The sequence below is a fragment of the Nocardia sp. NPDC057353 genome, assembly GCF_042667085.1.
Classification (GTDB): domain Bacteria; phylum Actinomycetota; class Actinomycetes; order Mycobacteriales; family Mycobacteriaceae; genus Nocardia.
The window spans coordinates 1-24,588 of the sequence record NZ_JBHVAK010000079.1 but is presented as its reverse complement, the minus strand read 5'-3'; the positions used below and the strand labels follow the sequence as shown (position 1 = coordinate 24,588).

6 protein-coding genes are annotated in these 24,588 nt (G+C 76.6%); all 6 read right to left on the bottom strand.

The window, feature by feature from the left end:
* Positions 1 to 1,076 (bottom strand): beta-ketoacyl synthase N-terminal-like domain-containing protein (locus tag ACFUUZ_RS28490; protein ID WP_378701527.1); only part of this gene is annotated, 1,076 nt, incomplete at its 3' end.
* Positions 1,073 to 2,092, bottom strand: coding sequence for a GDP-mannose 4,6-dehydratase (locus ACFUUZ_RS28485; RefSeq protein WP_378701526.1), 1,020 nt, complete (start codon positions 2,090 to 2,092; stop codon positions 1,073 to 1,075). The genes ACFUUZ_RS28490 and ACFUUZ_RS28485, both read right to left, overlap by 4 nt.
* A gap of 25 nt (positions 2,093 to 2,117) precedes the next feature.
* A complete protein-coding gene (locus ACFUUZ_RS28480; protein ID WP_378701525.1) occupies positions 2,118 to 3,476 on the bottom strand; it encodes a glycosyltransferase in 1,359 nt (452 codons plus the stop codon).
* Between the two features lie 44 nt (positions 3,477 to 3,520).
* The gene (locus ACFUUZ_RS28475) at positions 3,521 to 17,983 is read right to left on the bottom strand and encodes a type I polyketide synthase (protein WP_378701523.1); all 14,463 of its coding nucleotides are present in this window, start codon (positions 17,981 to 17,983) and stop codon (positions 3,521 to 3,523) included.
* Between the two features lie 13 nt (positions 17,984 to 17,996).
* Positions 17,997 to 22,772 carry a type I polyketide synthase gene (locus tag ACFUUZ_RS28470; protein ID WP_378701520.1) on the bottom strand — a complete coding sequence of 1,592 codons (4,776 nt, stop codon included), beginning with the start codon at positions 22,770 to 22,772 and terminating at the stop codon, positions 17,997 to 17,999.
* On the bottom strand, positions 22,769 to 24,588 hold a 1,820-nt coding region (locus tag ACFUUZ_RS28465; RefSeq protein ID WP_378701518.1), incomplete at its 5' end, for an SDR family NAD(P)-dependent oxidoreductase. The genes ACFUUZ_RS28465 and ACFUUZ_RS28470, both read right to left, overlap by 4 nt.

Sequence of the window (24,588 nt, the reverse complement as noted above, 5' to 3'; positions counted from 1 at the left end):
TCCGCCTGCCGGTCCGCGCCGTAGGTGGCCAGCAGCGCCTGCGCCTCGATCGGATCGCCGAGCACGGTGCCGGTGCCGTGCGCCTCCACCACGTCGATGTCGGCGGGCGTCAGTCGGGCGCGGGCCAGCGCGGCCCGGATCACCCGCTGCTGCGCCGGGCCGTTCGGCGCGGTGAGGCCGTTCGAGGCGCCGTCCTGGTTCACCGCGCTGCCGCGCACCACCGCGAGCACCCGATGCCCGTTGCGGCGGGCGTCCGAGAGCCGCTCCAGCAGCACGAGCCCGACCCCCTCGCCCCACGCGGTGCCGTCGGCGCCCGCGGCGAACGACTTGCAGCGCCCGCTCGCGGAGAGCCCCTCCTGGGTGGTGAACTCGGCGAAGACGCTCGGCGTCGACATCACGGCCACCCCGCCCGCGAGCGCGAGCGAGCACTCGCCGCTGTTCAGCGCGCGCCCCGCCACGTGCAGCGCCACCAGCGACGACGAGCAGGCGGTGTCGATCGTCAGCGCGGGCCCCTCCAGCCCGAAGGTGTACGCGACCCGGCCGGAGAGCACGCTCCCCGCGCTGCCCGCCAGCAGGTATCCCTCGGTGTCCGCGCCGCCGAAGGCCGCCTTCACCGCGTGATCCTGCGAGGTGCCGCCGACGAAGACCCCGGTCCGGCTGCCCCGCAGCGACAGCGGGTCGAGCCCGGCGCGCTCGAACACCTCCCAGGCCGCCTCCAGCAGCAGCCGCTGCTGGGGATCCATGGCCAGCGCCTCGCGCGGCGAGATCCCGAACAGCTCGGCGTCGAAATCCGCCGCGTCCTCGACGAAGCCGCCGCTGATCGCGCCCGCGCCGTCCCAGCCGCGGTGCTCGGGGGGTGCGCCGATGGCGTCGGTGCCTGCGGCCACCAGCTCCCACAGCCGCTCCGGCGAGTCCGCGGCGCCGGGCAGGCGGCAGCTCATCGCGACGATCGCCACCGGCTCGTCCGGCCCTGCCTCCGCCTCCCGCAGCCGTTTCCTGGTGGCCTGCAGCTCCGCCGTCACCCGCTTCAGGTAGGCGCGCAGCTTGTCCTCGGTGTGCCCTGCATCGCTGTTCACAGCGCGGTCCTCTCCGCCCCGACCCCGGGGGCGAGCAGCTGCAGATCCGACTCGACCATGCTCGCGACCAGCTCCTCGAAGGGCATGGCAGGCTGCCAGCCGAGCTCACGGTGCGCCTTGCCGTAATCCGCGCACAGCAGGTCGACCTCGGCCGGGCGCACCAGCCCCGGGTCCACCGTCACGTAGTCGTTCCAGTCCAGGTCGACGCAGGCGAAGGCCGCCGCGACGAACTCGCGGACGGTGTGCATCCGCCCGGTGCCGATCACGTAGTCGCTCGCGGCCTGCTGCCGCACCATCAGGTGCATGGCCCGTACGTAGTCACCGGCGAAGCCCCAGTCCCGCTGCGCATCCAGGTTGCCGAGGCGCAGCTCCGAGGCCAGGCCGAGTTTGATCCGCGCCACCCCGAGCGTCACCTTGCGGGTCACGAACTCCGGCCCGCGCCGCGGCGATTCGTGGTTGAAGAGAATGCCGGACGAGGCGTGCATCCCGTACGACTCGCGGTAGTTCTGGGTGATGTAGTGCCCGTATGCCTTCGCGACGCCGTAGGGGCTGCGCGGGTGGAAGGAGGTGAGCTCGTTCTGCGGGGTCTCGCGCACCTTGCCGAACATCTCCGACGACGACGCCTGGTAGAAGCGAATGCCGGAGTTCGACGCCGAGCGCGAGGCCCGCACGCCGTCCACGATCCGGATCGCCTCCAGGATGCGGAGCACGCCCATCCCGGTCACCTCGGCGGTGATCTCGGCCTGCTGCCAGGAGAGCGGCACGTACGAGATGGCGCCGAGGTTGTACACCTCGGTCGGCGCGACCTTCTCCACCGTCGAGATCAGGCTCCCCTGATCGAGCAGGTCGCCGCGCGCGAACCGCACGTGCGCCGCCAGGTGCGGCGCCAGCGGCAACCGCGGCTCGGTCTGCCCGCGCACGACCCCCCACACCTCGTACCCCTGCTCCAGCAGGTGTTCGGCCAGGTATGAGCCGTCCTGCCCGGTAATTCCGGTGATCAACGCACGTTCGGTCATGGGTATGTCTCCGTTCTCACTCGAATCAGGCTTCAACCGGGCGGCGCGCGGCGGCGATCAGATCGGCGCCTGCGCCGACCCCGCCCGCGGCCCGGTGGGCGGCGGCCAGCCGCAGCGCCCGCGTCGTGAACTCCGGTTCGTTCAGCAGCCGCGTCAGCTCGCGCCGGATGCGGGTGCCGTCGAGCTCCGGCTCGTGCGGGACGGCCAGCCCGGCGCCGCTCTCCACCACCCGCGCGGCGAAATCGTGGCAGTCGACCCAGAAGGGCAGCACCAGCAGCGGTTTGCCGAAGTACAGCCCCTCGTTGACCCCGTTGCCGCCGCCGTGGTTGAAGAAGACCAGGACGTTGGGGTGGGCGAGGACGGCGAGCTGCGACGCGACCCAGGTCTCCACCCTGAGATTCGGCGGCAGCTCGGCGGGCAGCTCGGCGCGCTGGTCGGCGGGGAGCTTCCAGAGCACGTGGTGCTCCGGCCCCAGCGCCTCGACCACGCCGAGGATCGCGTGCAGCTGGGCCCGGCTCAGCCGCATGATCGTGCCGAACCCGATGTAGACGATCGACTCGTGCCGGTCGAGCCAGGTCGCGAGGTCGTCGCCCGCCGGGAGGTCGTGCCTGCCATCGGGCACCATCGCACCGACGAACCGCAGGTTCTCGGGGGTGTCGAAGGGGAGCTCGAGCTCGGGGACGGTGAACGCGAGCACCCCCGCGGCGAGGTCCGCGTACCCGGAGGGGAGGCCGTGCGGGTTGGGCAGCCCCGCCGCGCGGCGGTTGCGTGCCAGCGGCGCGGCCGCGCGCAGCCGGGACGGTCTGACGAGCGCGATCCGGCTGCCGAGCCGGAACCGGAGGTTCGCGAACCGCTGGGCGCGGGTCATGCGCTGCGGCAGGCCGCTGAAGGGGACCGGGAACCGGCGCGGCAGCCGTTCGAAGTAGACGCTGCTGATCGGGATCGGCACCGTCATGACGTAGGGGATGCCGTGCGCCATGGCCGCGTCCATCGCCCAGGTGCTCGACGAGTCCGCCACCACCAGCGCGGGGGCGATCCGGCCGAGCCGGCCGGTGAGCGCACGGTACTTCGCCCAGACGTCCTCCGGCGCGGAGACGGCGTCCAGGAAGGCGTCGAACCGGCGCAGCATGGATCCCGAGCAGAGCGCGCGGTAGGTGTCGGCGCCCCAGTTCGCCGGGTCGAGGCCGGGGTCGCGCGCGCCGACCGAGACGAAGCCGGTCCGGCCGGTCGCCTCGATCGCGGCCTTGCGGTCGTCGGTGGAGGCGAACCACAGCTCGGTCCCGCCCCGCGCGGCGAGCTCCGCCGCCAGCGTGAGCAGCGGGTTGATCAGGCCCGAGTCCGGGTTGGCGGCGAAAAGGATCCCGCCGGTGCCTGCGTCGTTCACGATTGTCGCTTTCTCTCGCTTGTCGGTTCGGGGCGCGGCGTCGGTCACAGCACACCGAGGTCCCGGTCGATGAGGTCGAAGATCTCGTCGTCGGTGGCGGTATCGAGCCCGGCCCCGCCCGTATCGGCCGCGTCGTCGAGCGTCGCGAGCAGGCTCCGCAGCCGGGCGGTGAGCCCGGCCCTCGTCTCCTCGTCCTGGACCGCGGCCACCCGGCCCTCCAGCCGGTCGAGGTCGGCAAGGACCGACCCGGCGCCCGCAGCCCCGCCCAGCTCCGCCGCGAGCAGGGCGGCCACCGCGGCGGCGGTGGGGTGGTCGAAGACCAGCGTCGCGGGCAGCGCGAGGCCGGTGCGCCGGGAGAGCCTGGTGCCGAGCTCGACCGCGGTCACCGAGTCGAAGCCGAGCTCGGCGAACGGGCGATCCAGATCGTCGAGGTGCGCGCCGGAGTAGCCGAGCACCGCGCCGACCTCGGCGGCGACCAGGTCGGTCAGCACCGCCTCCGCGTCGGCGGCGGCGAGCCCGGCCAGCCGCTGCCCGAGCTCGGCGCCCGCGGCGCCGCCCGGGTCGGCGGGGGCGGGCACCGCCTCGGGGATCGCGGCGATGAGCGCGCTCGGCCGGGCGAGGGTGAACGGCCCGGCGAAGCGCTTCCAGTCGATATCGGCGACGGTGAGCCCGGTCTCCCCGTGCGCGATCGCTCGCAACAGCAGCGCGAACGCGGGCTCCGGCGCCATTGGGCGGATACCGCGCCTGGTCAGCGCCTCCTGCGCGGTGCCGCCCTCGGTCATGCCGCCGCCGCCCCAGTTCCCCCAGGCCACCGTGGTGGCGGCCAGCCCGGCCGCGCGGCGCCGCCTGCCGAGGCCGTCGAGGAAGGCGTTGCCCGCCGCGTAGGCGGCGTTGGCGGCGCTGCCCCAGGCCGCCGCGCCCGAGGAGAACAGCACGAAGGCCGCGAGCCCGAGGTCCGCGGTCAGTTCGTGCAGCACCGTGGCGCCACCGGCCTTGGCCGCCATGGCGGCGGCGAACTCGTCGATCCCGGTGTCGGCGAGCATGCGCTCCACCGGCACCCCGGCCGCGTGCACCACCGCGGTCAGCGGCTGGTCCGCCGGGAGCGCCGCGAGCAGCGCGGCCACCGCATCGCGATCGGCGACGTCGCAGGCCGCGATGGTGACCGCGGCCCCGGATCCGCGCAGCTCGGCCGCGAGCTCCGCCGCCCCCGGCGCGTCGGGGCCGCGCCGCCCGAGCAGCAGCAGGTGGCCCGCGCCGTTCGCCGCGGCCCAGCGCGCCACCCTGGCGCCGAGCGCGCCGGTGCCGCCGGTGACGAGCACCGTCCCGGCCGGGCGCCACGGGGTCCCGCCGTCCGCGGGCACGGTCGCGCGGGTGAGCCTGCGGCCGTACGCCCGGCCGTCGCGCACGGCGAGCTGATCCTCCGCGCCCGCGCCTGCCAGCAGCGCGGGCAGCACCGCGAGGTCCGCCGCCGAACTGTCCGCGGGCAGGTCGATCAGCCCGCCCCAGCGCTCCGGGTACTCCAGTGCCGCCACCCGGCCGAGCCCCCAGACCGGCATCTGCGCCGCGCCGTTCGCCCGGTCGGCGGGGTCTGCGGTGACCGCGTCGACGGTCACGCACCACACGCGGGTCGCCGCGGCCAGGTCGTGCAACGCCTGAACGAGCAGCGCGGTGCCGGTGAAACCGGCGGTGAGCACCGGGAATCCGGGGGCAGGGCGCTCGTCGGTGCCGAGCAGCGAGAGCACCCCCGCCTGCGGGGGCAGCGCGCCGATGCGGGCGGCGAGCCCGGCCCGCGTCTCCGCAGCGCCGACCTCGAGCACGGTGACCGCGGCGGTCTGCCCGAGCACCGCGGTCAGCGCCGCCGGGGCGCCGCCCGGCGGCACCACGACCAACCAGTCCCCCTGCGGCACGGCGCTCGTCGGCGTGACCGGCGCCCAGGTCTCCCGATACAGCCAGCGCTCGGCCTCCGCCGCACCCGCCCGGCGCTCGCGCCACCGCGCCAGCCCGGGCAGCACGGCACCGAGCGGGCCTGGCTCGACCTCGAGTTCGGCGGCGAGCGCGGCGAGGTCGCCGTGCTCGATGGCCTGCCACAGCCCGGCGTCGGTCTCGACCGGCGGGGCGGCGGGAACGCCGGGCTCCGGCCAGAAGCGCCGGTGCTGGAAGGCGTAGGTGGGGAGCGGGACCGGCCGCGGCGGCCGCCCGCCGAACCACGCGGCCCAGCCGATGTCACCGCCTGCCACCCCGAGCGCGGCCAGCGCGGCGAGCAGCGTCCGCTCGGCGTCGCGGTCGGCGCGCGCCACCGGCACCGCGACGACCTCGGCGCGCTCGTCCGGTTCGAGCACGCCGAGCACCGACGCGGTCGCGGTCGCGTCCGGCCCCAGCTCGACGAAGCCGCGCACCTCGCGGGCCAGCAGCGACCGGATGCCGTCCGCGAAGCGCACGGTCTCCCTGGCGTGCCGCACCCAGTAGTCGGGCGCACCCCACTGCTCGGCGGTGACCGGCTCGCCGGTCCGGTTCGAGATCACCGGAATCCGCGGCTCCGCGAACCGCATTCCGGCGCAGACCCGCTCGAACGCGCCGAGCATCGGGTCGAGCAGCGCCGAGTGGAAGGCGTGCGAGACCTCCAGCCGCGTCACCTTGCGGTCCAGCTCCGCGAAGTGCGCGGCCGCGAGCTCGACGGCGGCCGCGGCGCCGGAGAGCACCACCGACCGCGGCCCGTTCACCGCGGCGAGCGCGAGGTCGGCGGCGAGCTGCCCGGCCACCTCGGCCTCGGTGGCCTGCACCGCCACCATGGCGCCCCCCGCGGGCAGCCCCTGCATCAGCGTGCCGCGCGCGACGACGAGCCGCGCTCCGTCGGCCACCGGCAGCGCGCCCGCCGCGCAGGCCGCGGTGAGCTCGCCCACCGAGTGCCCGATCAGGAAATCCGGGGTGACGCCGTAGCTCTCCAGCAAGCGGAACAGCGCGAGGCCGAGCGCGAAGAGCGCGGGCTGGGCGTACTCGGTCCTGGCGAGCAGCTCGGCCTGCTCCGGATCGAAGGCCACCTCGCGCAGTGGGCGGCCGAGCAGCGGGTCGGCCGCCGCGCAGACCTCGTCGAAAGCGGCGGCGAAGGCCGGGTACGCGGCGTACAGCTCCCGGCCCATCCCGGCGCGCTGCGCGCCCTGACCGGGGAAGACGAAGGCGATCCCGCCTGCCCGCGCGCGGCCGTCGAGCACCGCGGCGGTGGGTTCGCCCGCGGCGAGCGCGGCCAGCCCCGCGGTGAGCTCGGCCCGGTCGGCGGCGAGCACCACCGCCCGGTGCTCCAGCGCGGCCCTGGTATCGATCAGCGACCAGGCGAGCTCGGCCCCGCTCGGCTCCGGCGTCCGCTCCAGGAACGCGAGCAGCCGCGCGGCCTGTGCCCGCAGCGCCCGCTCCGAGCGCGCGGAGACCGGGAACGGGAGGACGCGGGCGGGCGCGGGCGCGGGTTCGGCGGCGCGGGCGGGCGCCTGCTCCAGGATCACGTGGGCATTGGTCCCGCTGATCCCGAAGGACGAGACCGCGGCCCGCCGCGGCCGGTCGCTCCGCGGCCACGGCGTGGTGGCGGTGACCAGCTCGACCGTCCCTGCGGACCAGTCCACCTCCGCGGTCGGCTCGCCCGCGTGCAGGGTGGCGGGGACGATGCCGTGCCGCAGCGCCTGCACCACCTTGATCACACCGGCGACGCCCGCCGCGGCCTGGGTGTGGCCGATGTTCGACTTGATCGAGCCGAGCAGCAGCGGCCGGTCCGGGGCGCGGTCGCGGCCATAGGTGGCGAGCAGCGCCTGCGCCTCGATGGGGTCACCCAGCGCGGTGCCGGTGCCGTGCGCCTCGACCACGTCGATTTCCGCGGCGGCGAGCCCGGCCCGGCGCAGCGCGGCACGGATCACGCGCTGCTGCGCGGGGCCGTTCGGCGCGGTCATGCCGTTGGAGGCGCCGTCCTGGTTGACCGCGGACCCGCGCAGCACCGCGAGCACCGGGTGGCCTGCGCGCTCCGCCTCGGAGCGCCGCGCCAGCACGACGACGCCGACGCCCTCGGCGAAGGCCATCCCGTCGGCGCCCGCGGCGAAGGCCTTGCAGCGGCCGTCCGGCGCGAGGGCGCGCTGCTGCGAGAACCCGATGAACCCGGCGGGCGACAGCATCACCATCACCCCGCTCGCCACCGCGAGCCCGCACTCTCCCGAACGCAGCGCCTGCGCGGCGAGGTGCATGGCGACGAGCGAGGACGAGCAGGCGGTGTCCACCGTGACCGCGGGGCCCTCCAGGCCGAAGACGTACGACACCCGGCCGGAGAGCACGCTCGACAGGTTTCCGGTCATCGCCAGGCCGTCGATCGCGCCTGCCCCGCCGCCGCTCTGCGGCGCCGGATTGGCGCCGACGTAGACGCCGGTCCGGCTGCCGCGCAGCGAGAGCGGGTCGATCCCGCTGCGCTCGAACGCCTCCCACGTGGTCTCCAGCAGCAGCCGCTGCTGCGGGTCCATCGCGGTGGCCTCGCGCGGTGAGATCCCGAAGAAGGCCGCGTCGAAATCGCCGACGTCACGCAGGAATCCGCCGTGCCGCACGTACGACGTGCCCGGATGCTCCGGATCCGGGTGGTACAGCCGCTGCAGATCCCAGCCGCGATCGGTGGGGAAGCCGGAGATCGCGTCCACCCCGTCCACCGTCAGCTGCCACAGCTCATCGGGGGATCCGACGCCGCCGGGGTAGCGGCAGGCCATCCCGACGATCACGATCGGGTCGTCCTCGGCGGGCAGTGGCTCCGGCACCGGCTCAGGAGCGGCCGGGTCGGCGCCGAACGCCTCGGTGAGCAGGAAGCGGGCCAGCTCGCGCACGGTCGGGTGGTCGAAGACCATGGTGGAGGGCAGGTTCAGCCCGGTCACCTCGGCCAGCCGGTTACGCAGCTCGACCGCGGAGAGCGAGGTGAAGCCGAGTTCCTGGAAGGCGCGGTCCGGATCGACCGCGGCGGGCTCCGCGTGGCCGAGCACGGCCGCGACCCCGGCCCGCACCAGCTCCACCGCGCGGAGCAGCCGGTCCCGCACCGACAGCGCCGAGAGCTGTTCGCGCAGCGCCGAGCCCGCGATATCGGTGCGCTGCGCGGCGCGCGGCTCCGCGAGCAGCCGCGCCGCCGCGGGCACCGTGGTGATCAGCGGGCTCGGCCGCAGCATGGTGAAGAGCGGGACGAAGTTCTCCCACTTCACATCGCCGATCAGCACCGCGGTCTCGTCCCGGTCGAGCGCGAGATGCAGCGCGGTGACGGCGATCTCGGGATCCATCGGCGGCAGCCCGTGCCTGGTCTGGCGTTCGCCGACGACCAGCCCCTCCACGATCCGGTTCTCGTCCCACATGTCCGGCGTGCCCCAGACGCCCCAGGCGACGGCGAGCGCGGGGCGTCCGGCCGCCCTGCGGCGCCGCGCCAAGGCGTCGAGGTGCGCGTTGGCCGCCGAGTAGGCGCCGTGCGCACTGCTGCCCCAGACCCCGGCCACCGAGGAGAAGAGCACGAAGGCGTCCAGGTCGAGCCCGGCGGTGAGCTCGTCCAGCGCCTCCGCGCCGCGCACCTTGGCGCGGGTCATGGCCTCGAACTCGGCGGCCGTCGTGCTCGCCAGCGCGGCGAGCTCCAGCGAGGCGGCGGCGTGCACCACCGTGCGCAGCGGGTGCTCGGCGCTGTCCGCCAGCGCCACCGCCGCCGCGAGCTCGTCCCGGTCGGCGACATCGCAGGCGAGGACGGTCACCACCGCGCCGAGTTCGCGCAGCTCGGCCGCGAGTTCGGCGGCGCCGGGCGCCGCAGGCCCGCGCCTGCCGAGCAGCACGAGGCGCTCGGCGCCGTTGCGCACCGCCCAGCGCGCGATCAGCGCGCCGAGCGTCCCGGTCCCGCCGGTGACGAGCGCGGTGCCGCCGGTGCGCCAGCCGGGCTCGGCGTCCAGCCCGGCGGGGACGTCGGCCACGATCCGCCGTGCCAGGAGGCCGGACGGCCGGATCGCGAGCTGGTCCTCACCGGAACCGCCCGCCAGCGCGGCGGCGAGCCGGGCGAGCGCGGGCTCGTCCAGGTGCTCGGGCAGGTCGACGAGCCCGCCCCAGCGCCGCGCATGCTCCAGCCCGGCCACCACCCCGAGGCCCCACAGCTGCGCCTGCCCCGGATCGGGATCGGCGCTCGCCACCGCGGTGCGGGTCGCGAGCCACAGCGGCGCGGCGAGCCCCGCGTCCCCGAGCGCCTGGATCAGGACCAGCGCCTCGGTGGCCGCGAGCCCCACGGCGAGCACACCGGCCACGGTGTCGAAGCCGGCCAGTTCGGTGGCGAGCGGGGCGCGCTCCGCGGTGCCGAGTTCGTAGGTCACCGGGGCGGCGAAGATGCCTGCGACGGCGGCGGTCTCCGGCTCCGCGCCGCGCCCAGCGGGCACGACGACGAGCCAGGTCCCCTCCGGTGCCCCGGCGGGCTCGATCCGCTGCCAGTCGACGCGGTAGTGCCACGAGCCGAGCGCCGACCGGTGGCGCCAACGCCGCCGCCTGCGCACCAGCCCGGGCAGCACCAGGTCGGTGGTGGCGGCATCGATCCCGAGCTCGGCGGCGACGGCGGCCGGGTCCGCGCTGTCCACCGCCGCCCAGAACTCGGCGTCCTCCGCGGCGCCGGTTCCCGGCGCGGCACCCGGTGTTGCCTCCAGCCAGTACCGGCTCCGCTGGAAGCGGTAGGTGGGCAGGGCGATCCGCGCCCCGTCCGGCAGCAGCTCGGGCCAGCGCACCGGCGCGCCCGCGACGTACGCCTCGGCGAAGGAGGCGGTCAGCCGATCGAGGCCGCCGTCGTCGCGGCGCAGCGTCCCCACGGTGACTGCCCGCGCCTCGTCCGCCTCGATCACCCGCTGGATCGCGGGGACGAGGACCGGGTGCGGGCTCACCTCGATCAGGAAGCGATGGGTTGCCGCCAGCTCCGTCACCGCCGGGTGGAACAGCACCGGCTCCCGCAGGTTCCGCACCCAGTACTCCGCGGTCAGCTCCGCGCCGTCGAGGTATCCGGCGGTGACCGTCGAACGCATCGGCACCGTGGCCGGGCCCGGCGCGAGCCCGGCGAGCTCCGCGGCGAGGGCGGGCGCGATGTCGTCGACCTGGGCGGAGTGCGAGGCGTAGTCGACCTCGATCCGCCGCGCCGTGACCCCGGCCTCGGCGCAGGCGGCGAGCAGCAGGCCGAGCGCGTCGGCGCCGCCGGAGACGACGGTGCTCTCCGGGCCGTTCAGCGCCGCCACCGCGAGCTGGTCCGCCGTCCCGGTGCGGTCGAGCAGCGCGCGCACGCGCGGCTCCGGCAGCGCGAGCGAGGCCATGCCGCCGCGGCCGGAGAGCTCGGCCGCGATCAGCCTGCTGCGCACCACGATCACGCGCACCGCATCGGCCAGCGACAGCGCGCCTGCGACGCAGGCCGCCGCGATCTCACCCTGCGAGTGCCCCACCACGGTGTCGGGGACGACGCCCGCCGCCCGCCACACCGCGGCCAGCGCCACCATCACCGCGAACGAGGCGGGCTGCACGACGTCGACCGCCTCCGGCGGTTGCCCGTCCGCGGTGAGCACGGCGTGCAGGGACCAGCCGGTGCGCGGGTCCATCTCGGCGGCGCAGCGGTCGATCCACTCGGCGAAGACCGCCGAATCGCGCAGCAGCTCCCGGCCCATCCCGGCCCACTGCGCACCCTGTCCCGGGAAGACGAAGGCGACCCGGCCGTGCCCGGCGCGGCCGCGCAGCACCCGCTCGGCCGCGTCGCCTGCGGCCACCGCGGCCAGCCCCGCCCGCAGCTCGGCGCCATCCAGGCCGAGCACCACCGCGCGGTGCTCCAGCGCGGCGCGGCCGGTCGCGAGCGAGCGGGCGGCGGCGCCGGGGTCGGCACCGCCGTCGAGCAGCTCGCCGAGCGCCGCCGCCTGCGCGCGCACCGCGGGGCCGGTCGCCGCGCCGAGCACCAGCGCGAGCGGGCGCCGCGCGTCGTCCGGCGCCGGGGCGGCCTCCGCCCCCTGCGGTGCCTGCTCGATGATGACGTGCGCGTTGGTGCCGCTGACGCCGAACGAGGAGACCGCGGCCCGCCGCGGCCTCCCGGTCTCCGGCCAGTCGGCTGCCTCGGTCGCCAGCCGCACCGCGCCCGCGGCCCAGTCCACGTGCGGGCTCGGCTCGGTGATGTGCAGTGTCTTCGGCACGATGCCGTGCCGGAGCGCCTCCACCATTTTGATCACCCCGGCCACCCCGGCCGCGGCCTGGGTGTGGCCGAGGTTGGACTTGAGTGAGCCGAGCTGGACCGGACGGTCCGCGGGGCGGTCGAGGCCGTAGGTCGCGAGCACCGCCTGCGCCTCGATGGGGTCGCCGAGCGCGGTCCCGGTTCCGTGCGCCTCGACCACGTCGACGTCGGCTGCGGTCAGCCCGGCCGACCGCAGCGCCTGCCTGATCACGCGCTGCTGTGCGGGGCCGTTCGGGGCGGTCAGGCCGTTCGAGGCGCCGTCCTGGTTGACGGCGGAGCCGCGGACCAGCGCCAGCACCGGGTGCCCGTTCCTGCGGGCATCGGAGAGCCGCTCCAGGAGCAGCAGCCCCGCGCCCTCGGAGATGCTCGTCCCGTCGGCGTCCGCGGCGAAGGACTTGCTCCTGCCGTCCGCCGCGAGCCCGCCCTGCCGGGAGAACTCCACGAAGGTGCCCGGTGTCGCCATCACGGTGACGCCGCCCGCCAGCGCCATCTCGCACTCCCCCGAGCGCAGCGCCTGCAGCGCCGAGTGCAGCGCGACCAGCGACGAGGAGCACGCCGTGTCCACCGTGACGGCGGGCCCCTCCAGCCCGAAGGTGTAGGAGATCCGGCCGGAGACGACGCTGCCGGAGACCCCGGTGGCCAGGAACCCCGCCACCTCCTCGGGCACCTCGGTGACCTGCGCGCCGTAGTCGTGGTACATGACCCCGGCGAAGACGCCGGTCCGGTGGCCGCGCAGCGACATCGGGTCGATGCCTGCCCGCTCGAAGGTCTCCCAGGCCAGCTCCAGCAGCACCCGCTGCTGCGGGTCCATCGCGAGCGCCTCGCGCGGCGAGATCCCGAACGGCGCCGGATCGAAATCGGCGGCGCCGTCGAGGAATCCGCCGGCGCGGGCCGGGTCGGTGCGGCGCTCCGCGGGCAGCCGCCAGCCGCGGTCCAGCGGGAACGGTGCGATCGCGTCCCGGCCCGCGGCAACGAAATCCCAGAGCGCGGCGGGTGATTCGATGCCGCCGGGGTAGCGGCAGCCCATCGCCACGATGGCGATCGGGTCGTCGGTGTCCGCCCGTGCCGCCGCAGGCGCCTGCTCCGCCGCGGGGGCGCCGAGCGCCGTCTCGCGCAGGAACCCGGCCAGCTCGGCGGGGGTCGGGTAGTCGAACACCACCGTCGCGGGCAGCCGCAGCCCGGTGCTCGCGGCGAGCCGATTCCGGAATTCGATGGCGGTCAGCGAGGTGAAGCCGAGCTCGGCGAAGGCAGCGTCCGGGCCGATCCGCCCGGTATCGGCGTAGCCGAGCACGGCACCGGCCTCGGTGACGACGGTGTCGAGCAGCAGCTTGCGCTGGTCCGGCTCGGGCAGCCCGGCGAGCCTGCGGGTCAGCGAACGGTCTCCGGAGCGGGCCCGCCGGACGGTGCGGACCAGGCCGTGCAGCAGCAGCGGTGCCGCGTCCGCGGCGACCGCCGTGCGCAGCGCGACCGGGTCCACCCGCAGCGGGACCACCGCGGCGAGGCCGGTGCCCGCGGCGGCGTCGAGCAGCGCCAGCCCCTCGGCAGCCGTCATCCCGGCGATGCCCGCCCGGCTGAGCCGCGCCACGTCGTCCGCGCCGAGCTCGGCGGTGAGCCCGTCGGCGCGCGCCCAGCGCCCCCAGGCCAGGGCGAACCCGGGCAGCCCCTCGGCCCGGCGGAGTCCGGCGAGCGCGTCCAGGTAGGTGTTGGCGGCGGCGTAGCCGGACTGGCCGGGGGTACCGAGCAACCCGGCCGCCGAGGAGAAGAGGACGAGCGCGGGCGGCCGCGGCCCCCTGGTCAGCTCGTGCAGGTTCCACGCGGCGTCCACCTTCGCCCGCAACACCGCGGCGACCCGCTCCCCGGTCTGCGCGGTGACGACGCCGTCGTCGAGCACGACGGCCGCGTGCACGATCGCGTCGAGCTCGGGCAGCGTCGCCAGCAGCGCGCGCAGCGCCTCCCGATCGGCGGCGTCGCACGCGGCGACGGTGACCTCGGCGCCCGCGGCGGTCAGCTCTTCCCGCAGCGCCGCGGCGCCGGGCGCGGCCGGGCCGCGCCTGCTGGTCAGCACCAGTTCGCGCACGCCGTGCTCGGTGACGAGGTGCCTGGCCAGCTCGGCTCCGATGGTTCCGGTGCCGCCGACGATCAGCACGGCGCCGCCGCGCCGCCACGGCACGGCCGCCGCGCCGCCCGCCGCGCCGAGCCTGCGCAGCCGGGGTACGAACGCCGCGCCCGCGCGCAGCGCGAGCTGCGGCTCCCCGGTGCGCACCGCGGCCGCGAGCAGCTGCCGCGAGCGCGGGTCGTCGTCGAGGTCGGCGAGCACGAACCTCCCCGGATGCTCGGCCTGCACCGATCGGAGCAGCCCCCACACCGCCGCTCCGGCGAGGTCGATGGCGCTCCCGGCCTGCTCCGCCCCGACGGCACCGCGGGTGACGACGACCAGCGTCGAGCTGTCGAACTCGGCGGTGCCGAGCCAGCTCTGCACCAGCGCGAGGGCGCGGCGCACCGCCAGCTGCGCGGCGGCGGCGTCGGCGGCGTCCTGGCGGAACTCGACGTACACCGGCGCCGCGGCGCCGGTGACGCCGCGCAGCGGCTCCGGCGCGGCGCCGGGCAGCAGCTCCGGATCGGACCGCTCACCGTCCAGCTCGGCCGCGTCCCAGCCGACGGTCAGCAGGTCGTCGGCGGTGCGGGCGGGCAGCTCGCGCAGCGTGACGGCGTCGGCGGTGAGCACGGGCCGCCCCGAGTCGTCGGTGACCCGCACCGCGACCGCGCCGGACTCCTGCCTGGACAGCCGGACCCGCAGCGCGGTGGCGCCGGTGCGGTGCAGCGTGACGCCGCGCCAGGCGAACGGGAGCAGCGGCCGCCCCTGCGCCGCGCCCGCGGGCGCGAAGGCCAGCGCGTGCAGCCCGGCGTCGAGCAGCGCCGGGTGGATCCCGTACCGCTCGGCATCGCCGAGCCCGGCGGGCGCCCGCACCTCGGCGCAGACCGTCGTCCCGGTGCGCCAGGCCGCGGCGAGCCCCTGGAAGGCGGGGCCGTAGACCATGCCGAGCGCGGCCATGGTGTCGTAGAGCCCGTCCAGCTCGGCATCGCCGACCGGCTCGGCACCCGCGGGCGGCCACTCCGCGTCCTCGCCCGGTTCCGGCCCATCGGCCCTGACCAGCACCGCGGCCGCGTGCCGCTGCCATCCTTCCGCGCCGGGCGCCGCGGGGCGCGAGTGGATCAGCACGGCCATGCGGCCGTCCGCGCCCGCCGCCGCGAACTCGACCTGGAGCTGCGCCGCGCCGTCGGCGGGCAGCACCAGCGGTGCCTCCAGCGTCAGCTCCTCCAGCCGGTCGAAGCCGTCCGGGGCGCCCGCGCGCAGCGCCAGCTCGGCGAAGGCGGCGCCGGGCAGCAGAACGGTGTCGCCGATCGCGTGGTCGGCGAGCCACGGCTGGGCGCGCGGCGTGAGCACACCGGTGATCACCCCGGCGCCCGAGCTCGCCACCGAGACCGCGGCCGCGAGCAGCGGATGGTCGACGGCGGTCAGCCCGACCGCGCCGAGATCGCCCGCGTGCGCGGCGGGCTCCATCCAGTAGCGGGTGCGATCGAACGGATAGGTCGGCAGCTCGATCGGCGTCGCGCCGGACTCCGCGAAGACCGGCCGCCAGTCCACCGGCACCCCGGCCGCGTGCAGCACGGCGAGCGCAGCGGTGAACCGCCCGCCGCCCCCGTCGTCGCGGCGCAGCGTCCCGGTGACCACCACCTCGGCCCCGGCCGCCTCGGCCGTCTGCTCGATCCCCGCGGTGAGCCACGGGTGCGCGCTCGGCTCGACGACGGTGTGAAAGCCGTCCGACAGCGCGGCGAGCACGGTCCGCTCGAACTCGACCGGCTCCCTGGCATTGCGGTACCAGTACTCCGGCCCCAGCTCGGTGGGGGCCAGAATCGCACCGGTCACCGCGGAGTAGAAGGGGATCGCCGAGGTCATCGGCTGGATTCCGGCGACCGCCGCGAGCAGCCGCTCGCGCAGCGGCTCGACCCGGTCGCAGTGGCTCGCCACGGTTCCCGGCAGCATCCGCGCCCTGGTTCCGGCCGCGACGCAGCTCGCCACCAGCTCGCGCAGCGGCTCCTCGTCGCCGGCGACGACGGTGGCGGTCGGGTTGTTGACCGCGGCGACCGCGAGCTCGGGGCGGGTCGCGAGCAGCTCGCGCACCGCCGCGACCGGTGCGCCGATCAGCGCCAGCGTGCCGCGCCCGGCGAGCTCGTCGGCGAACAGCCGGGAGCGCCGGACCACGATCCGCGCGGCGTCCGGCAGCGAGAGCACCCCCGCGACGCAGGCGGCGGCGATCTCGCCCTGCGAATGCCCGGCGACCGCGCCCGGCTCGACCCCGCGGGAGCGCCACAGCGCGGCCAGCGCCACCATCACCGCGAACAGCACCGGCTGCATGACGTCGGTCCGGTCATCGGGCAGCTCGTCGGCGGCCAGCACATCCGCCAGCGACCAGCCGGTCAGCGGATCCAGCTCGGCGGCGCACTCCGCGAGCTTCGCCGCGAAAACCGGTTCGGCGCGCAGGAGTTCGGTGGCCATCCCGGCCCACTGCCAGCCGTGCCCGGGAAAGACGAACAGAATGCCGCTGCCCTTCGCCCGCACCCGATCCCGGACCACGGCGGCCGAGATCCGGTCGGCCGCGAGCGCCGCGAGGCCGTCCGCGAGCTCGGCGCGGCCGGCGGCGAGCACCACGGCGCGCTCGTCCAGCGGGGAGCGGGTGGTCGCCAGCGCGAAGGCGAGGTCGGCCGGGGACAGCGCGGGGTCGGCGGCGAGCAGGTCGCCGAGGTGCGCCGCGGCGGCCAGGAGCGCCTCCCGATCCTTGCCGGTCACCAGGTACGGCAGCACGCCTGCGGTACCTGCGGCGGCCACCGCCGGCTCCGGATCCGGCGCCTGTTCGAGGATCAGGTGCGCGTTCGTCCCGCTCACGCCGAACGAGGAGACCCCGGCACGCCGCGGCCGCTCCGCGGCGGGCCAGTCCCGCGCACCGGTGAGCAGCCGGACCCGGCCGGCCGCCCAGTCCACGTGCGGGGTCGGTTCGTCCACGTGCAGGGTGGCGGGGAGCACCCCGTGCCGCAGCGCCTGCACCATCTTGATCACCCCGGCGACGCCCGCGGCGGCCTGGGTGTGGCCGATGTTCGACTTGATCGACCCCAGCCACAGCGGCTCCGGCGCCCGCCGGTCGCGGCCGTAGGTCGCCAGCAGTGCCTGCGCCTCGATCGGATCGCCGAGCACCGTCCCGGTGCCGTGCGCCTCGACGGCGTCCACCTCCCCCGGCTCCAGCCCGGCATCGGCCAGCGCCTGCCGCACCACCCTGCGCTGCGCCGCCCCGTTCGGCGCGGAGAGCCCGTTCGAGGCGCCGTCCTGATTCACCGCGGAGCCGCGCACGACGGCGAGCACCCGCCTGCCGTTGCGCCTGGCATCGGAGAGCCGCTCCAGCAGCACCAGCCCGACGCCCTCGGCGAACCCGGTGCCGTCCGCGGCGGCGGCGAACGCCTTGCACCGCCCGTCGGCGGCGAGGCCGCGCTGCCTGGACACCTCGATGAAGGCGGCGGGCGTGTGCATGACGGCGACTCCGCCCGCGAGCGCGAGGTCGCAGTCGCCGCCACGTAGCGCCCGCGCCGCCAGGTGCAGCGCGACCAGCGAGGACGAGCACGCCGTGTCCACCGTGATCGCGGGGCCGGAGAGCCCGAAGGTGTAGGAGACCCGGCCGGAGAGCACGCTGCTCGCGCTGCTGGTGAGCACCTCGCCCTCCAGCGCGCTCCCCGCGGCGGCCAGCACCGACGGGTGGTCGCCGGAGCCGCCGCCGACGTACACCCCGACGTTGCTCCCCGCCGTCGAGAGCGGCGGGATTCCCGCGCGCTCGAACGACTCCCATGCCGCCTGCAGCAGCAGCCGCTGCTGCGGGTCCATGGCCAGTGCCTCGCGGGGCGAGATGCCGAAGAGCCGCGCGTCGAACGCGCCGGGGTCGGTGAGGAACCCGCCCTCGGTGGAGTAGCTGTGCCCCCGTGCCTCGGGGTCGGCATCGAAGAGCCGGGCGAGATCCCAGCCCCGGTCCGTCGGGAACCCGCCGATGGCGTCGGCGCCGCGGGCAACGAGATCCCAGAGTCCATCGGGCGTCTCGATGCCGCCCGGGTACCGGCAGCTCATCGCCACGATGGCGATCGGCTCGCCCGCGGCGCCTGCCAACCGCTCGTTCTGCCTGCGCAGCCGCTCGTTCTCCAGCAGGGAGCGGCGGAGCGCCTCCGCGACGTCGCGCACTGACCTTTCCACGTTCATTCTCCGCTTCTCGTCATTCGCGTTCACTGCGCTCGAAGGCCATGCGCACGAGTTCGTCGGTGTCCATCGCGAGGATGGCGGTGCTGTCGTCGTCGGATATCGGTGCCGCGTCGTCGTTCCCGGCGAGCTCGAGCACCGGCTCGAGCAGCCCGGCCCGCCGCAGCCTGGCGAGCGGGACGGTGCGCAGCACCTCGCGCAGCGCGATCTCCTCGGCGTCGCCGCCCGCCTCCGGCTCGTCCGCCAGCAGTTCGGCGGCGAGGTACCCGGCCAGCGCGGCGGCGGTCGGGTGGTCGAAGACCACGGTGGTCGCGAGCCCGACCCCGGTCGCCGCGCCGAGCCGGTTGCGCAGCTCGACCGCGGTCAGCGAGACCAGCCCCTGGTCCAGCAGGGTGGTGTCCGGGTCGACGGCGGCGGGGTCGTCGTGGCCGAGGACCGCGGCCACCTCGCGGCGGACCAGCCGCAGCAGCCTGCGCTCGCGCTCGGCCGCCGGGTACCCGGCGAGCTCCGCGGTCAGCTCGCGCCGGACCGAGCCCCGGTCGGCGGGGTGCTCGAGCAGCGCCTCGCCGGCCTCGGGGACGCCGGTGAGCAGCGGGCTCGGCCGGGCCGATGCGAAGATCGGCGCGAACAGCCGCCAGTCCAGGTCCGCGACGATCGAGAGCGCTTCGTCCCGCTCGACGGCGGCGACCATGGCGTCGAGCGCGGCGGCGGCGGGCATGGCGCGAATCCCGCGCCGGGACAGCTCGTCCCCCGCCTCCGCCACCATGCCGCCGGACCAGCTCCCCCATGCCACGGAGGTGGCCGGTGCGCCCCCGGCGCGGCGGCGGGCGGCGAGGCCGTCCAGGTAGGCGTTGCCCGCGGCGTACGCCGCCTCCTGCGCGCTGCCCCAGGCGGCGGCGCCCGAGGAGAAGAGCACGAAGGCGTCCAGCTCGCCGGTCAGCTCGTCCAGGTGCGCGGCGCCGAGCACCTTGGCCGCCCTGGTCGCGATCAGCTCGCCCGAGGTCAGCTCGGCCGCCGCCGCCCTGTGGTTGACGCCTGCCGCGTGCACGACGGCGGAGAGCGGCAGCTCGGGCGGGATCGCCGCGAGCACCGCCGCCAGCTGTGCGCGGTCGGTCACGTCGCAGGCGGTGATCGTCACCGCGGTGCCCGCGGCGCGCAGCTCGGCGGCGAGCTCGGCCGCGCCCGGCGCCTCCGCGCCGCGCCTGCCGAGCAGCACCAGGTGCCCGGCGCCCGCGCCCGCCGCCCAGCGGGCGACGTGCGCGCCGAGCTCCCCGGTGCCTCCGGTGATCAGCACCGTGCCGCGCGGCGTCCAGCTCCGCGCCTGCGCTGTGCCGCGCAGCGGTGCCCTGACCAGCCGTCTGCCGAACACGGCGCCCGCGCGGATCGCGACCTGGTCCTCACCCGACCCGGCGAGCACGGCGACGGCGGCATCGGCGTCGGCGTCCTCGCCCAGGTCGATCAGGCCGCCGAACAGCGCCGGGTGCTCGAGCGCGAGCACCCGGCCCAGACCCCAGACCTCGCTCTGCTCCGGCCGGACCGGCGGGTCGCCCGGCGTCACCGCCACCGCCGCCGTGGTGACGAACCACAGCGGCCCGCCGCCCCCGGCATCGATCCACGCCTGGGCCACGGTCAGCGCCTCGACGAGGGCGGCTCCGTCCGGTGCCGTGCCGTGCCGCCGGAGTGGCAGCAGCGCGCCGTCCACCGGCCCCGCCGCGCGGAGCTGTCCGGCGATCGCCGCCCGGTCACCCGCGGGGACGGCGGTCACCGCTTCGGCGCCGCTCGCCGCCAGCGCGGCCCGCAGCGCGGCGCCCGATCCGGTCTCCGGCGCGAGCACCAGCCACCGCCCGCCGCGCACCAGGGCGGGGAGCCGCTCGACGGGCTGCCAGCTCTCCCGGTAGCGCCAGCCGTCGACGGTGTGCTGCCGCCGCGCCCGCCGCCGCCAGTGCGCGAGCGCGGCGGTGACCTCGGGGAGCCCCGGCTGTTCCGGGTCGAGCCCGAGCAGCGCGGCGACGGCGGGCGCCGAGCCGTCCGCCACCGCGTCCCACAGCGGCTCCGCGGCCGGATCCGACGTGCTCCCCGCGCCGGAATCCAGCCAGAACCGGCGGTGCCGGAAGGGGTAGGTCGGCAGCGCGACGGGTGCGGCGCCCGCGGCGGGCAGCGCGGGGCGCACCGCGGCGCCGTGCACCTGGAATGTCGCCAGCGCGGTCAGCAGCCGGAGCCTGCCGCCGTCGTCCCGGCGCAGCGTGCCACCGGCGACCACATCGACGCCGAGCGCCGCTGCGGCCTCCTCGATCGCGGGCGTGAGCACCGGGTGCGGGGAGATCTCGGCGAAGAAGCGGTGGCCGTCGCCGACCAGCGCCTCGATCGCCGCCCCGAACCGCACCGGCTCGCGCAGATTCTCGACCCAGTACGCCGCGTCCAGCTCCGCGCCGGTCAGCGGCGCCGCGCGCACCGTGGAGAAGAGCGGGATCCGCCCGGGCCGCGGGGTGAGCCCGGCCAGCTCGGCGGCGAGCCGGTCCGCGACCGCGGCGACCTGCTCGGTGTGCGAGGCGTAGTCCACCTCGATCCGGCGGGCGCGCACGTCCATGGCCGCACACTCCGCCAGCACCGCCGCCAGCCCGGCCGCCGGGCCTGCCACCACGGTGGCGGCCGGGCCGTTGACGGCCGCGACGGAGACCCCGACATCGAGCCCGGCCAGCAGGTCGCCCACCGCGGCGGCGGGCATGGCCAGCGAGGCCATGCCGCCGCGCCCGGCCAGCTCGCTCCCGATCACCCGGCTGCGCAGCACCACGATCCTGGCCGCGTCGGCCGTCGACAGCGCACCGGCAAAGCACGCGGCCGCGATCTCGCCCTGCGAGTGCCCGACCACCACATCGGGGACCAGCCCGTGCGCCTCCCAGACCGCCGCGAGCGCGATCAGCACGGCGAAGGTCACCGGCTGCACCACCTCCACCCGGTCCAGCCGGTCGCCGGGGTCGGTCAGTACGTCGAGCAGCGACCAGCCGGTGAGCGGGTCGAGCACCGCGGCGCACTCCCGGATGCGGGCCGCGAACACCTCGGAGCAGCCGAGCAGCTCCCGGCCCATTCCGGGCCACTGCGCCCCCTGGCCGGGAAAGACGAACGCCACCCTGCCCTGCCGCGCGGTGCCGCGCAGCACCCGCGCCGAGCTGTGCCCCGCCCCGAGCGCGTCGAGGCCGATGCGCAGCTCCGTCGGGTCGGCGGCGAGGACGACGGCCCGGTGCGGCAGCGCCGCGCGGGTGGTGGCCAGCGCGTGCGCGATGTCTCGCAGCCGCGGCGCCCGCTGCTCGCCGAGCCACGCGGAGAGCCGATTCGCCTGCGCCGCGAGCGATTCCGCCGTGCGCGCGGAGAGCTGGACCGGCACCACCCCCGGCTCGGGCTCGGGCTCGGGCTCGGGGACGGGGGCCGGTGCCTGCTCGAGGATCACGTGCGCGTTGGTGCCGGAGACCCCGAAGGAGGAGACACCCGCCCGGCGCGGCCGCTCCCCCACCTCGGGCCACGGCTCGGCGCCGGTGACGGGCCGCACGGCACCCGCAGCCCAATCCACCTGCGGGGACGGCTCGTCCACGTGCAGCGTCGCCGGGACGGTGGCGCGGCGCAGCGCCTCCACCATCTTGATCAGCCCGGCCATCCCGGCCGCGGCCTGGGTGTGCCCGATGTTCGACTTGATCGAGCCGAGCAGCAGCGGCCGGTCCGCAGGCCGGTCCGCGCCGTAGGTCGCGAGCAGCGCCTGCGCCTCGATCGGATCGCCGAGCACGGTACCGGTGCCGTGCGCCTCCACCACGTCCACATCGGCCGCGGTCAGCCCGGCGCTCGCCAGCGCCTGCCAGATCACCCGCTGCTGGGCCGGGCCGTTCGGCGCCGTGAGCCCGTTCGAGGCGCCGTCCTGGTTCACCGCGGACCCCGCTACGACCGCGAGCACCGGGTGCCCGTTGGCCCTGGCGTCCGACAACCGCTCCAGCAGCACCAGCCCCGCGCCCTCGCCGAAGATCGTCCCGTCCGCGGCGGCGGCGAACGGGCGGCAGCGCCCGGTGCGCGAGATCCCGTCCTGCCGGTCGAATTCGGCGAAGACGCTCGGCGTCGAGAGCACGGTCACCCCACCGGCGAGCGCCAGCCCGCACTCCCGGTTGCGCAGCGCCGCGGCGGCGAGGTGCAGCGCGACGAGCGCGGAGGAGCAGGCGGTGTCGATCGTCACGGCCTGCCCCTCCAGGCCGAAGGTGTATGCCACCCGCCCGGAGGCGACGCTCCCGGTGGTGCCCATGGCGAGAAAGCCGGCGACGTCCTCCGGGACCGCGGTCGCCTGCGCGCCGTACTCGTGGTACATCACGCCGGCGAAGACGCCGGTCCGGCTGCCGCGCAGCGACAGCGGGTCGATCCCGCCCCGCTCGAAGGCTTCCCAGGCCAGCTCGAGCAGCAACCGCTGCTGCGGGTCCATCGCCAGCGCCTCCCGCGGCGAGATGCCGAACAACTCCGGGTCGAAATCGCCGGGGGCGTCGAGGAAGCTGCCGTGCGGCGCGGAGCCGTCGCCGACCGGCGGCCACCCGCGGTCGGCCGGGAGCGGGGCGACGGTGTCGCGCTCCGCCGCCACCAGGTCCCACAGCTCCTCCGGCGACCCGACACCGCCGGGGAACCGGCAGCTCGCGGCCACCACCGCGATCGGCTCCCGCGCCGCGGCCTCCAGCTCGGCCAGGTGCTGCCTGGTCTGCAGCAGCTCGGCGGTGGCGCGACGCAGGTAGTCGCGCAGCTTCGCGCCGTCCGGCGTTTCGTTCGTCATGACCGGTTCCCCAGGTTGTCGTCGAGCAGCCCGAACAGTTCGTCGTCGGACGCGGTCGTCAGGTCGGCGGTTGCGGGTTCCGCGCGTTCGTCGCGATCCCACCCGACGACCAGCGCGCGCAGCCTGGCCCGGATGTGCGGATGCGCGTGCCCCGCCGCCGCCTGCGCGCGCAACCGCTCCGCGAGCAGCTCCACCTGTGCGCCGAGGTCGGCGCCGCGGTCCGCGGTGCCCGCGGCGAGTTCCCGGCTCAGGTAGCCGGCCAGCACGGCGACCCCCGGGTGGTCGAAGACCAGCGTCGGCGGCAGCGTGAGCCCGGTGCGCGCCGCGAGGCGGTTGCGCAGCTCCACCGCGGCCAGCGAGTCGAAGCCGAGGTCGCGGAAGGACTGCTCGGCCTCGACGGCGTCCGGGCCCGCGTGCCCGAGCACGACGGCGACCTCGGTCCGCACCACCCGCTCCAGCTCCCGGCTGCGCTGCTCCGGGGCGAGCACTGCGAGCCGGTCGCCGAGCGAGTCCGTGGCCTCGCCCGCGGCCGCCGCCACCCGCCTGCCCGGTGCCGGGGCGATGGCGCGCAGCAGCGGCGGCGCCGGCTCGGTGAGCGCGGGCAGCCGCATCGGGACGAGAGCCGGTGCCCCGGAGGCCACCGCGACATCGAGGAGCCGCATGCCGTCGGCGGCGGAGAGCGCGTCGGCGGCGCCCGGCCTGGCCGCCCCCCGCATTCCCGCCTCCCACCGGCCCCAGGCCAGCGCCGACGCGGGCAGGCCGAGCGCCGCCCGCGTTCTGGCCAGTTCGTCCAGGAAGGCGTTGGCGGCGGCGTAGTTCGCCTGCCCCGGGGTCCCGACGACGCCCGCGGCCGAGGAGAACAGCACGAAGGCGGTGAGCGGAAGCTCGAGGGTCAGCTCGTGCAGGTGCCAGGCGGCATCCACCTTGGGCCGCAGCACCGGCGACACCCGGTCCGGGGTCAGCGCGGTCACCACGCCGTCGTCCAGCACCCCGGCCGCGTGCACCACCCCGGTGACGTCCGCACCGTGGAGCAGCGCCCGCACGGCGGCGCGGTCGCCGAGATCGCAGGCCGCGATCGTCACCGCCGCGCCGAGCTCGGTCAGCTCGGCCCGCAGTTCCTCCGCGCCCGGCGTCGCCGCGCCGCGCCGGCCGGTGAGCAGCAACCGCCGGACGCCGTGCGCCCGCACCAGGTGCCGCGCGACCTCCACGCCGAGTGCACCGAGCCCGCCGGTGACGAGCACGGTTCCCGACTCCGGCCAGCGGGGTTCGGCCCGCTCCACCGCGCGGGCCCGCCGCAGCCGCGGCGCGAGCAGCGCGCCGTCGCGCACCCGGAGCCACGGCTCGCCCGCGGCGAGCGCGGCGGCCAGCGGCCCCGCTGCCACCTCGTCCATCTCGACCAGGACGAACCGGCCGGGGTGCTCGGCCTGGGCGGAGCGCACCCAGCCGCCGACCGCGGCGCCGCCGAGGCCGCCCGCCGCGACCAGGACCACCAGCCGTGACCGCGCGAACCGGCTGTCGGTCAGCCACTCCGCGGTCAGCTCGGCCATGCGCCGGACCGCGGCGTGCGTGTCCGGCACCGGCTCGGTGCCCTCCTCGACGGCGACGAGCACTGTCTCCGGCGCGCCGTCCAGCTCGGCGAGCGCGGCCACGCAGCGCACCTCGCCCTCGGCGCGGAGCAGCGCGGCCGCCGCGCCGACGCCGAGCATCGTCCAGGAACGCTCCGGTGCCGGGACCGGCGCTTGGATCGGCGTCCAGTCGAGCCGGTAGAGCGAATCGACGGTGCCTGCGGACGCGGCGGGCGCGCCGGTGCCGATCC

Excerpts from the sequence above, each read along its gene's own strand:
- ACFUUZ_RS28475 (WP_378701523.1), bottom strand. The coding sequence starts at position 17,983 with ATGAACGTGGAAAGGTCAGTGCGCGACGTCGCGGAGGCGCTCCGCCGC.
- ACFUUZ_RS28470 (WP_378701520.1), bottom strand. The coding sequence starts at position 22,772 with ATGACGAACGAAACGCCGGACGGCGCGAAGCTGCGCGACTACCTGCGT.
- ACFUUZ_RS28485 (WP_378701526.1), bottom strand. The coding sequence starts at position 2,092 with ATGACCGAACGTGCGTTGATCACCGGAATTACCGGGCAGGACGGCTCA.